The organism is uncultured Psychroserpens sp. (assembly GCF_947492715.1).
Classification (GTDB): Bacteria; Bacteroidota; Bacteroidia; order Flavobacteriales; family Flavobacteriaceae; genus Psychroserpens.
The window spans coordinates 1,122,585-1,135,084 of the sequence record NZ_CANLNS010000001.1; the positions used below are offsets into that span (position 1 = coordinate 1,122,585).

The window sequence follows — 12,500 nt, forward strand, 5'->3', positions numbered from 1 at the left end:
ATTTTTTTTAACGTTTTCATCAAATTTTTAAGTCAGTATCAATCTAGATAACTCAAATAATTAGATGGGTTTTTTAATATTTCAACAGCTTTTTGAATTTCAAAATTATTGGCAACATAGTAGGTATATAAACCTTCACGATAGAAGTAACGCTTTACTATTTCATCAGAAAGCAGGGATAATAATTGTGTTTTATTGTCGTCAATTGCTTTGCTTTTATAACGATTTAAAGCCGAAATCAAATCAGTGTAATCTGCATTGATTTCTTCATTTAAGTACTCTTCTTTTGCCACTGAAAGTGCATTTGCAAAGGCTTTTTCTGTTTGTGTTTCAAAGTTAAAGTTATTAGCAGCTAAGAACTTTTTGAAATCATTAAAATCTGAATCCTTCAAACTAAAGTTATTCAAGTCTGTAACATCATGCGAATAATAATATGCCGTTGCATACTTAAAGATGAGGTTTTCGTCAATAATTGCCTTGGTAATCGTACTCAGTTTTGTAGCATCTAATTCTAAATCAGGCTGTACACCTCCACCATCATAAACAGTACGTCCCTTTTTTGTTTTAAAGGCATTATAATTTTCTTGTTTTACTCTTGTTGCATTTCCATTTTCGTCACGATTCCAATAATCTAAAGCCTGAATACAGCGGCCAGAAGGTGTATAATATCTTGAAATGGTAATTTTCATTTGTGTACCATATGTGAGCTTCTTAGGTCGTTGAACAAGACCTTTCCCAAAACTACGTGCGCCAACTACAACAGCACGATCTAAATCCTGTAAAGCTCCAGAGACAATTTCACTAGCAGAAGCACTACTACCATCAATAAGTACAACTAAAGGAATTTCTGTATCTATAGGTTCTTTTGAAGTGTAATAGGTTTTGTTATACTTTTTAACTTTAGATTTTGTGGTTACAACAAGTTGATTTTTCGGCACAAAAATATTAGTAACATTTACAGCTTCACGCAATAATCCTCCTGGGTTTCCACGCAAATCTAAAATTAGTTTTTCGGCACCTTGATTTTTTAAAGCACGTAATGCACTTATCGTTTCAGCAGATGTTTTTTCATTAAATTTTCTAAGTACTATATATCCAATATTATCATTAACCATCGAATAATGAGGCACAGCATGAATATCAACAGCCTCTCTTTTAATAGTTGCTGTTTCGGTTTTACCCTCTCTAAGATAGGTGACATTTACATTGGTTCCGGCTGCACCTTGAAGCAAGTTTCCGGCATCATCTTTAAAATCGGCAACTACAACATTATCAACTTTAATAATTTCGTCTCCAGCTTTGAGTCCAGCTTTGTCAGCAGCATAATCTTTATAAGGTTCTACGATCACCAACTTGTCTTTTAAAGTAAGCACGTTGGCTCCAATACCAGTATAATCGCCAGCATTATTTATTCTGGCAGATTCAACATCTTGTTCGTTATAATAGTTAGTATAAGGGTCCAAATCTTCAAGCATACTTTTAATCGCAGTATCCATAAGATCCCCAGGATTGGTTTCATCTACATAATTCATATTGAGCTCTTTAAAGAGCGTAGTGAAGATTTCTATTTGTTTAGCAATTTCAAAAAAATCGCTTTTGAAAGCGGTTCCACCAAAAAAAATAGTTAAAGCTAATAACGGAACGATTATCCGCCTGCGTAGTAGTTTTCTCATGATTTCCATCATTTATTGTTGGGATACTTTTTTAGAAAAAGCATCTAAAAGTTGTTTCATTTTTGAGTTTACAGAATCAAAATCTGTACCATCCTTACCAATGTACAAAATCATTAACGCATAAGACGATAAAATGTTGTTAAAATACTCTGCTTTATTAAGACGATAGGCTTCTCTAAGTAAGCGCTTAATTTGGTTTCTATCTACAGCATTTTTAAAATGACGTTTGCTTACAGAAACTCCAGTTTTAAATTGAACGCCCTCCTCATCGAAGCTGGCTTTTAAATAGACTAGGCGCAATGGGTAAGTGACCATCGATTGTCCTTCGGAAAAGAGCTCTTCGATTAATTTTTTGCTTTTCAGCTTTTCTTTATTAGAATAAGAAAGCGACATTTAATTTTTAGAATTTTGAGAAATGAGTTGTTGAAGGTCTACAACTTTGCTCTCCAATTCATGAAGCCTATCATACACATCGATAGGTTCTGGCATTTGTTTAGAAGCAAACATGGTGACATACCAAACTTCCATAATATCTTCTGCATTAATAGTATAAGTTGGATAATTTCCATCTTTGTTATCACTCTTTAGGATAAGTTTTCCTCGCTCTCCAATACGGTTTATCACACGTTTTAAAACCACGCCATCATTTTTACTAATAATTACATAAACCCGACCATCTTTAATATCGTTAAAATCTTCAACATAGCGACCAAACACCATATCACCATCAAAAAATGTACGTACCATAGAATTTCCCTTGACTTCAAAACATCTGAACGTACCATTTGTTAATTGCGGCATATGAAACGCAGGCAAGGTTTCAATGTATTCGGCATCGCCATAACCATCTAAGTAACCAGCTCTCGCTTTTGCAGGAACATAAACTACATTTTCTTCACCATCAGGAGTGGTAGAAATAACTTGTGGCATTCCAGAATATGTTGGAGTATTTGGAAGCTCTGATTTTAACATCACCTTACTTTTTCCAAAGAGGTAATCGGGATTGATATTAAATTCGTCAATAATTGAAGAGAGTACATCGTAACCAGGTTTGGTTTTTTTGCGAGAGCCATCTGCTTGTGGCCTACCATTAACTATACTATCTATAGTGGTTCCAGTAACACCAATGCGTTTAGAGAACGCATAATTGTTTAAATGAAAATGATTAATAATGGCTGTGATTTTTTCATCGATCTGTTCCATAATCTTGATGTTTTTAAATATAACTTTTTACAAAATTATTTGTAATTTGTTTGTTTTAATTTGTAAAATGTTTTATATTTGTGCTCTATTTAGATGCTAAGATACTAAAATTAGTTAAAAATCAAACATTTGTGAGATTTTATTAGCATTTTCTTCAGATTTTAAATCCAAAAGATGTCTTATTAAAATCTAAAAGAGTATCGTATTCCAACATTTTATTGAATACGATAGAAGTTTATGCCTTTAGTTATTAGGGCTTTACGTTAAGGTTAACTGTTAGAAAAGCGAAACGATAACAGTTCTTAATTGAGCTTAATAAAACAAGTATAAACTTTAAAAAATTAAAAATGAGTACAGAAATTAAAAACACACTCTTTCGATTTGTATCGATGAGAGCCCCTGAGTTAACAGACGACAACAAACCATTAGATGGTTTTGTTTTTAGAGACGATGGTGTTACTAAGGGAGCTTTTGATACTGCAGTTGCTAGTCTTACAGATAGCGCATCAAAATGGCAAGCCATGAAAACGGCCGCCGCATCTTTTGAGGCTTTATCTGTAGAAGCCATCAAAAAAATTGATCCGGCATTATATGAGCTATCAGTGTCAATTGCTAAAAACCGTTTGTCTTATGATGTTGAAAAGTTTTTGGAAATGATCCAACCACTTCGAGCAATAGAAGATAAAGAGGTTTTAGGTAGATTATGGGATAATTTATTTTATCAAACCTTAACGCAAGAAACATTTTATGCCAAAGAAACAATCATCCAGTTATTGATTGCCAATCATGTGCTGTCTAACTATGGTGGAGACAAAAATAGGTTAGACGCTTTATTAAATGCTAAAGTCGTATTACCTAAAGCATTGTTTGGTGATAGTGAATCTGAAAATGCTAATCAGCAGAAAGTAAGTGCCTCTAAAGATGAAGCGCCTAAAGCATCAGTTCCAACAAGCGATATGGCTAAGCAACAACGTATTGCTCAAGCCGAGTTTCACAACCAACAATTAAACCAATTGTCTAAAGAGTTAAAGCGTGTTGAAAAAGCCTATCAAAAGGAAAGAACCGCAGCATTAGAGCTCGCAGAAGCTGGTTACCAAAAGGAGGTTAAGCCTATTCTCGATCAATACACTAAAGATGTAGAGGCCGAAAAGAAACGATGGTGTGAAATTAAAGACCCTAATGTCGATTACGATCCTAAAGACCCATGTAACCAACCTAATACAATTCCAGAACCTGTATTACCAGATTTCAAGTTTGATTTCAGAAAAGAATTAGATTTTGAATTTTTACAATCAAAACTAAGCCCAGAAAGCTTTGAAACGCTATCAGATTTAGTTTTAGGAGGTGTAGAGGAAAAATCTGGAAGTATGGAACGCATCGAACAACCGACATTTGATACGTTTACTGAAGACTATGAAGGCTTCACAGATATTGACGGACACATTCATGAGGTGATTTCTGGGAATGATAATACAATTTCAGAAAACGCCGAAGATGAAGGCACGACTTTAGTAAGTGTTGGTGGTGTGGTTGTTCCTGTAAATACAGGAAATACATTCCCAGATTTTTCATATCAATTGTGTTCTAAACCAATTGTGAAGCCGCCTTTTGGATTGAAATATAACGCTGATCTTAGAATTAGTGTTCCAGATGCATCATGGCAGGTTGCAAGTTTCGATTATACCTTAGAGCGCACAGATCAAGACCATACCAACAATGGTTTAGAAACCTACAGTGTATTAAGGTTAGGAAATACGATCTTTTTAAAGAACATTAATATAGGGTGGCCTCGTCTTTCAGAACAAGCACAGTTAGAGTCGTTCACTGGTACAATTACATTTACAAATGGCGTGGTTAAAACGTTTAGCACACCAGATTTTGTATTAAGAACTTGTACCTCGGGAGTATTAATTGGTGAAATCATTGACCCAAATGATAATGATAATCCGCCAAATCCAGGAACATCTAACGAAACACCATTTGTACCAAGTGGTTTTGGCGTAAAGCAATTAGGTATTGCAGATTATAATAAAGTAGAGCAATCTACTCAAGGTTATGTGGAAGGTGATGTAGCGCATATCGAAAACGTCATGGCTCGTGAGTTTAAAGAGCGTAGCACAAGACGTTTACGTCGAAAAGAAGACACATTTACAAGTTCTTCTGAATCTGAAAGAGAGCAATTGACCGATACGACTTCTACAGAGCGTTTTGAGATGCAAAATGAAGTATCTAAGATGATTGCAGACAGTAAAGATTTTAGCGCTTCTGCAGGTGTTAATTATAACCCAACAGAGAAACTTAGTTTGTTTGCTAACGCGAATTACGCAACGCATAATTCTAAAGAGCAAAGTACGCTTCAAGCGATTACAAACTCTAAAGATATTACAGAACGCGCGCTTGATAGAATCGTAACTAAAGTAAAAGAAGAACGTATCGAGAAAATTGTCGAAGAGTTCGAAGAAAACAATTCTCATGGGTTTGATAACCGCAAAGGAGACAAGCACGTGGTAGGTGTTTTCCGTTGGGTAGATAAGATCTTTAAAAACCAAGTGATCAATTATGGTAAGCGTTTGATGTTTGAATTTATGGTACCTCAGCCAGGAAAATTACATAAACTTGGAATGGCCGAAAATAATGCAGGTAACACTAATGATACGATGTTAGTTGAACCTACAGATCCAAGAAAATCAACAACGCAAAGCCTTAAGGATTTCACAATGCTTACCGATTCTAAACTGAAATATTGGGCAGGAAAGTACAACGTTGAGTTTAACCCTAAGCCAAAACAGTACATTTCTGTTGGGGAATCGTTCCATGTTAATTTAAATGGAGGATCATCCTTAAGTCATACCGAATCTAATTCTGGTAATGGTAAAATTAAGGTTCCTGAAGGTTACAAAACTGTTAGTGCTAGAGGGATCTTTAACGCATCTAGTGATGGTGATTTACAAGGAAATATCTTGTCGTTAACTATTGGAGACTATACAAAAACGTATAATAATTCGTTTGGAAGATACTCATTACAGTTAACTGGTCCTATTGCCGAATTTGTTAATGAAGTTCCAGTATCTTATACGCTTGGTAACCATATTAGTGGAGATGTTTCTGCATCAGTTAGATGTAGATTAACAACAGAACACGAAAACAAATGGAAACAAGAGACTTTTAAGGCTATCATTGATGCTTATGAAGATGCTTTAGCAGCATTTAATGAAAAACTTGAAGCTGAAACCGAATTAGGTGTTCAAATTAAAGGGACAAACCCAGGGTTCTATCGCGAGTTTGAGAATAAGATCTTACGTAAAAACTGTATTTCTTATTTAATAGACCAAAATCCAGGTGCACAAAACACCTACGGAAAGTCTAACTTATTTACAACAACAGGTGGAGGCCCAGCAACTTTTGGTAATCTTGAAGTTAATGTAAATCAGGCTTTAGATAACTACTCAGCTTTTGTGAAGTTTATGGAGCAAGCCTTTGAATGGGATATCATGTCGTATAACCTGTATCCTTACTATTGGGGTAATCGTCAAGACTGGTCTAACTTATATCAGTATGATGAAACCAACGATCCATTATTTAGAAATTTCATGCAAGCAGGTATGGCGAGAGTTATTGTAACAGTACGTCCAGGCTTTGAAGAAGCGGTTCGTTATTACATGCAAACTGGTCAGATTTGGAATGGTGGAGAAGTTCCTGTAATAGAAGACGAGTTGTACTTATCTCTTGTTGAAGAATTACGTCAGCCAGAAGGTGAAAAACTTGGTAAAGCTTGGGCTACTAGAGTGCCAACAGCGCTTACCATATTGCAAGCACAAAGTATTGGCTTAAACGTTAATAAAGCCTTACCGTATTTAGATGATCTTTCTGATTTTGAAAATCCAGATGAGGTACCACAATCACAGCAGTTTGAATTAAACGATGCCGAGATTGGTATTTCTGAAAGTGATGGAGAACGTCATATTGAAAATGTAGATATCGTTAATGGTTATTTACAGTTAAATACCGACGACACTCCAAGACAAGTTGTGGCGCAAATCTCTATGCAATCTATTAAGAATGCCATAGACGACTTAGTCTAATAACTTAGCATCCTTACCCTTTTTGTTACTACTGAACTTGTTTCAGTATATCAAAACCTACCCTCTCTCAAGGTCTTTGAGAGAGGGACAGGGTGAGGTTTGTTTTAAACGAATGTTTAACAATAAAAAAAGAAAATCATGAGTGATTTTAATAAAATAATTGAATATCTGAGATATACGAGGCAAGATGAAGAAAATGAGGCTAAAACCACACATAGACCAGCAATTATTATTACCGAAGATTTTGATTTAAATGCTCCATTTCATGAGGAAGATTATATCTATGTGGATAAGGAAAAGATAAAAAACCACGATGGTTATTATACATTGCAACATCTTTATAATGCTTATTATTCAAGGTTGTATTTAAGAACAATATCTAATGATGAAATAGAGTATTATATAAGAAAACCAATTGAAATAGATGGAGAAGACCATTATCAATATAAGAAACTACCTTATGGAGATTGGCATGTTAATAACCCTTTGTCGTTTACCGAAGTAAAAGTGGGTTATACATTTTATTACAGTTCAGAGTTAGAAAAGTGTATTTATTTGCCTTTAAATGAGGTGGTAGTATTACCAGAACAAATTACATACCATCCTAAAGATTTAAAAAACAATCCATCAGGAGAATATTCTTTTCAATTTAAGGATGCAGAAGGTTACTCTGGAGAAGAGCTTGAGACGGTTTGGGCAGAACTAGATCCCACGGGATATTCTAGAGCATATAATAATATCTCTTTAGCTAAGAGAAAGGTTGAATTTATTAAGAATCAAAAACCAGGCTTAATGCATCTTTTTCCTAAAATTGATCTTAATTGTAGGCAAACAAAACTAAGGTATAATTATTATGAAAAAGGAGTGCCAAACAATAGCTTTTTAGGCGATCCTGTTTTAGAGCTAAAATTCAATCATTTCGGGGCGCAACTTTTGTTTTTGAATGCCACGATATTTTATTATTTCAATGAGTTGGATGACTTTGATGTGACCAGAGAAAGACAGGCTTTTTTTGATGACTATACAAGTTTTGTAGATGATTTATTGAATACAAGAAACAATAATAAAATATTAGAGGTTTTGTACTATGTGCCAACCTTTCATTTTAAGAAATTAGATAAAAATTTCTTATGGACGGTTCTAGATAAAGTTTTAGAAGGCTCAATAAACAACATAGGTCTAGATACTGAAGATATTGTGTTGCACTTACTTAAAGGGTTGCTAGAAACATCTACTAGTCCAGATGCATTTTTGCTAAAACTTATTAAAGAAAGAGAAAACAAGGAAACACGTTTTTCTATACTTTATAAAGGGATGGATGGCGAGAATTTTGTCTCTTTGATTTGGTTTTTATATGATACATGGGTAAAAAGTACATTTACAGATTTAGATAATACTTTATTTAAAGCTAGTGATGGTCCATTGCCAATACCCTATAAATCCGAAAAGTTCATAGGGTTTTATAGTAGCAACAAGAATTTTGATTTTATCTCCAATAACAACATTTATGTGACTGAGGATGAAACTTGGGTAGATAATGCTATTAGTGTGTTTGATCCTGGAGCGGGTAAGGCTATTAATCAATTAGTAGAAGAACAGAATAATTATACCTACCATTATTTCCATCCATTAATGCTTGTAGATGTCGAGCAAGAAAGCGCTATTCCAATACCAAAGTATATTCCAGCATTTTTCTTAAAAGCCAATGAAGATAAAAGTTTTTGGAGTAATGTTGTAACTGGTATAGAATATGGTGTAGACATTATAACCACATTATCTGGTGTTGGTAATATTGCTAAGTTTAGGCATTTATCAAAGATCGCTAAAGTAGCGTCTAGGTTTAACAAATTTGATAAAGCGAGGAAGTATGCAAGTGTGGTTTCAAAGATACGTTTGGCTTCTGGTGCTATTGAGATAAGTAGTGGCACGGTAAATGCGTTGATAAAGCTGGCAGATTTAAATAAATCGCCTTTTTGGAAAGAACTCAGTACCTTTTTATTTTGGTTAGAAATGCTATCTTTAGGAGGCGAACTTACCGCAGCCATAAAGAGTGGATTACGTAAGAGTGCAGACGATCTTTTAAAATATGAAAAGGAGCTAGAAAACCATTTAGACGATTTGGTTATCGATGGCAACAAACTAGACTCAGTTAGAAAAACCAAGATAATAACAGAAATGCGCCAAATGGCTAGTTCTACCACTGGCAGAGGGCTTTCTGGTTTTGGTGGTGTTGCAAGATTATATGCTAGATTTTTAAGCAAAAGTGTTGATGATGTTTCTAAAGTTGTAAAAAAAGCAGAGGAAGACATACTTAAACTTGCAAACCCTACTGGAAAAGTGAAACCGGAAGATCAATTGGAATGGGCTTTTGTTCATAATGATAAGAAAGGATTCCGAACAATTAAGCCAGTAACCTCTAAAAAACATGGATTTGTAGATTGGGATGATATTTTTGATGAAGGGGTACTTACTAAACCAAGAATAGAAAGTTTAAAAGGAGCAGTATATACTCATAATCACCCAAATTTTTCCAGGTTTAGTTCCAGCGATATTACAACTTTTTTTGAATTTCAACTTAAAGAAATACGAGCTATTAATGCTGATGATGTGATATATAGCCTAAGACTTAAACAAGGCGCAAAAATTACTAAAAGAGAAGTAGATGATATTATGGACATTTATAGAAGAAAAGTAAAATACTGGGTTAAGCAGTTTAATCTTGATATGAACTTATTGAATGATCGTATACTATTAGAGGATTTTAAGGAAGAATTTTTATTAGATATTTTTAAAAATGTATTAGATTACCGAGTAATTATATAACAGCAAAAACAATTTATTATGATAGATAGAAACAAATCAGAATGGCTATATTATAGAAGCATATATAAAACAGCCGTAGGGAAAGAGGACTGGGATGACCCTAAATGGAGAGAACTACATTTTCCTAATGAGGAAATATTTTGTAATCAACTATTAGAAAGTAGTACAGAAGATTTTGTTAAAACATTAGTATGGATATTCAGAGATCGATATCCTATAGAGTTTTCATATTTAAAAACTTCTATGCATGGTCTTGATGAGCAAGGCATACCAAAGTATAAAGATATTAACACCAGAAAGGCGCAAGACATTGAACCAATGACTGTGGAATCTGAAATACTAAATGATGTCAGAAGTGTTACAGTGCGTTTTAAACAACCTCAATCAAATGTATTTATGTGGATAGAAACAGAGTTAGAGGGCCTGGATTATATTAAAGAAGGGGAAACTCAAATAACTTATCGCGTTACAGACAGTCCTATAGCCCACGTTGAAGCTATAGAGCAAGGTTTTACCATACATGTTAATAAAGACAAGATAATTTACTAACCCCGATAGCGCGGATTTGTAATCCGTGCCAATAAATGATTTATAAAAAGCACACATTTTATGAGATGTGTGCTTTTTTTGATTACAGTTTGTCGTAAATTTTCTATATTTAAAAATAAAATAAAAACGATGTTAACAGAACAAGAAATGCTAGAAATAGCAGAAAAATTTTTAAGAAAAATGGAAGAAACATCAGATTTAGAGTTGATGTTATATCCAGATAATCAAGTAGTAAGAAAACCTTACGGCAATATTTATTATTTTGACAGTATAAAGCATATTACAACTGGTGAGCATAAATACGCCATTGTTGGAGCAGCACCTTTTTTAGTAGAAAAAGAAAAACGAAGGATAGTTACTTTTAGTACAGCTAACACTTTAGAAAGTCAATTGCCAGATTATGAAAATGGAACTATGGTACCGTCTTTACACACCTATTGGTATCCAGATGAAGATCGTTATAGTCATAAGTAGGTAATTATGCCATAAAAGGAAAGACAATCAGATGACACGGATTTGTAATCCGTGTTATGTTAAAAAAGATTAAGCACACATTTTAAATGTGTGCTTTTTTTAAAGCCAAATTGTCTTAATTTTAGAACGTGTTTATAATTTAAGCCTCAACAATTCATGACAGACGATTTTTTAGAGCAATACTACCAACAATCGCTTAACCAACCCGTACCTTACCGCAAAGGCAAACTTTGGGGCTACGCTAATATTTGGGGCGATATACTTATCGACCCACAATATGATAAGGTAGATTTTTTTTATCAAACAGAGCTTTCAGATCTAGACAGTTATCGCGCTCTAGTTAAAAAGAACGGACATTTTTATGTCATTAATAAAGACAATATCAAATGCTCTAATCAGTACAAAAATGCTGAGGTTGTAGATCCTTATGATACCGAATTTGTCTTTTTCGAAGTGACCTCTAATAGCAATACAATTGGTGTGTTTTTTAAAGACCAACTTATTTTAGAGCCTATCTATGACGAAGTGGAAGCCGATAACCAATACATAAAAGTAAAACGAGACGATAAATATGGGCTGGTAGATTATAACGGAGACTTCATTATCCCTCTCGAGTATGACGCTATTGAAGCTGCAACAGACGAAGAAGAATTAAGACTATTAACCCATTGGGACATAACGCTTAATGGGGAGACTTCTCGTGAATCTATCGTAAACAATACAGGAATAGGCATCACAGGCGAAGACATTTTTGACGATGACTTTTTTAGCACTATGGTTACTTCAATTACAAAAGAAAGCAATATTTTAAATCGTATTTCTAATGGTGATAAACACGGTGTACTCCTGATAAAATCCAATAAAACCATCAAGCCCGAATACGATGCTATAGAGGTCGCTTATAGAATGTTATACGAAGAACCAACTCAGGTTAAAGATTATAACGCCATGGGACAAAAGGTGTTGTTTATTGTTGAAAAAGAAGGTAAATTCGGACTTATAGATGAAGATTCAAACGTTATTTTACCTACGGAAATGGATAGCATAAATAACAATGGCTATGATGTTTTTAAATTAGAGAGAAACCAGCAAAAAGGCATGTACAACCATGCTAAAAAAGCGCTTTTTTTTACGGATTATGACGAGATATCTTTTCCAGAATTTATTGACCTAAACGCCAAAGAAGATTATAGAATATATAAGATTAAAATGGAAAACGGAGACTTTGATTATATTGGAGAAAACGGTATCAAATATTACGAGAATTAATAAAACTAATTAAATAGAACTCTTACGTATCACTATTAAAAATATGACCTATACATATACAAACAATTTTGGCGAAGAAGCAAAATTTAGTGATTTAAACCATTTGCAAGATGTTTTAAATAAACCCTATCACAGTTGGGAAGAAGGTTCAGGGGATTCGGCAATCCATATTGACGATCAGCAGCGTTTGATATTTTTTAAAATTAAAGAAGGTATATTTATTATGCAGCACCCAGACTATCTCTCACCTACGATTAATAATGATCCTATTAGTATGCATAAACATTATGTTGGAGGGCAAGAAATGAGTATCTCTAGCGCAAATCTATGTCACAAAACCATAGCCTATCAAATACTAAAAGACTTTATCGAAACAGGACAGCTGTGTGATGACTACGAATGGGCAGAAATAACCACAGAATAATAA

9 protein-coding genes are annotated in these 12,500 nt (G+C 34.1%); 6 read left to right on the plus strand and 3 right to left on the minus strand.

All coding sequences use genetic code 11. The features are described 5' to 3' along the window. Nucleotides 1-38: 38 nt before the first annotated feature. The 3 genes from Q0787_RS05010 to Q0787_RS05020 are packed head-to-tail and all read right to left on the minus strand — an operon-like array spanning nt 39 to nt 2,876. Nucleotides 39-1,673: a S41 family peptidase gene (locus tag Q0787_RS05010; RefSeq protein WP_298901158.1), complete on the minus strand. Its 1,635-nt coding sequence runs from the start codon at nt 1,671-1,673 to the stop codon at nt 39-41. A gap of 12 nt (nt 1,674-1,685) precedes the next feature. Beyond that, entirely contained in the window at nt 1,686-2,066 is a 381-nt protein-coding gene (rnpA, locus tag Q0787_RS05015) for a ribonuclease P protein component (protein ID WP_298901159.1), read from the minus strand. Beyond that, a complete protein-coding gene (locus Q0787_RS05020) occupies nt 2,067-2,876 on the minus strand; it encodes a LexA family transcriptional regulator (RefSeq protein WP_298901160.1) in 810 nt (269 codons plus the stop codon). 347 nt (nt 2,877-3,223) lie between these two features. On the opposite strand from Q0787_RS05020, the gene Q0787_RS05025 reads away from it, so the two are divergent. The 6 genes from Q0787_RS05025 (at nt 3,224) to Q0787_RS05050 (ending at nt 12,497) form a co-directional block, all read left to right on the plus strand. After that, nucleotides 3,224-6,958: a hypothetical protein gene (locus Q0787_RS05025; protein ID WP_298901161.1), complete on the plus strand. Its 3,735-nt coding sequence runs from the start codon at nt 3,224-3,226 to the stop codon at nt 6,956-6,958. Nucleotides 6,959-7,096: 138 nt separating this feature from the next. Next, on the plus strand, nt 7,097-9,781 hold the full coding sequence (locus Q0787_RS05030) for a hypothetical protein (RefSeq protein WP_298901162.1): 2,685 nt from the start codon (nt 7,097-7,099) through the stop codon (nt 9,779-9,781). Nucleotides 9,782-9,799: 18 nt separating this feature from the next. Then, on the plus strand, nt 9,800-10,330 hold the full coding sequence (locus tag Q0787_RS05035; protein ID WP_298901163.1) for a hypothetical protein: 531 nt from the start codon (nt 9,800-9,802) through the stop codon (nt 10,328-10,330). Nucleotides 10,331-10,459: 129 nt separating this feature from the next. Then, entirely contained in the window at nt 10,460-10,804 is a 345-nt protein-coding gene (locus Q0787_RS05040; RefSeq protein WP_298901164.1) for a hypothetical protein, read from the plus strand. A gap of 156 nt (nt 10,805-10,960) precedes the next feature. After that, entirely contained in the window at nt 10,961-12,073 is a 1,113-nt protein-coding gene (locus tag Q0787_RS05045) for a WG repeat-containing protein (protein ID WP_298901165.1), read from the plus strand. A 43-nt stretch (nt 12,074-12,116) separates the two neighbouring features. Continuing rightward, entirely contained in the window at nt 12,117-12,497 is a 381-nt protein-coding gene (locus Q0787_RS05050; protein WP_298901166.1) for a hypothetical protein, read from the plus strand. Nucleotides 12,498-12,500 lie beyond the last annotated feature (3 nt).

Excerpts from the sequence above, each read along its gene's own strand:
- Q0787_RS05010 (WP_298901158.1), bottom strand. The coding sequence starts at position 1,673 with ATGAGAAAACTACTACGCAGGCGGATAATCGTTCCGTTATTAGCTTTA.
- rnpA (WP_298901159.1), bottom strand. The coding sequence starts at position 2,066 with ATGTCGCTTTCTTATTCTAATAAAGAAAAGCTGAAAAGCAAAAAATTA.
- Q0787_RS05020 (WP_298901160.1), bottom strand. The coding sequence starts at position 2,876 with ATGGAACAGATCGATGAAAAAATCACAGCCATTATTAATCATTTTCAT.
- Q0787_RS05025 (WP_298901161.1), top strand. The coding sequence starts at position 3,224 with ATGAGTACAGAAATTAAAAACACACTCTTTCGATTTGTATCGATGAGA.
- Q0787_RS05030 (WP_298901162.1), top strand. The coding sequence starts at position 7,097 with ATGAGTGATTTTAATAAAATAATTGAATATCTGAGATATACGAGGCAA.
- Q0787_RS05035 (WP_298901163.1), top strand. The coding sequence starts at position 9,800 with ATGATAGATAGAAACAAATCAGAATGGCTATATTATAGAAGCATATAT.
- Q0787_RS05040 (WP_298901164.1), top strand. The coding sequence starts at position 10,460 with ATGTTAACAGAACAAGAAATGCTAGAAATAGCAGAAAAATTTTTAAGA.
- Q0787_RS05045 (WP_298901165.1), top strand. The coding sequence starts at position 10,961 with ATGACAGACGATTTTTTAGAGCAATACTACCAACAATCGCTTAACCAA.
- Q0787_RS05050 (WP_298901166.1), top strand. The coding sequence starts at position 12,117 with ATGACCTATACATATACAAACAATTTTGGCGAAGAAGCAAAATTTAGT.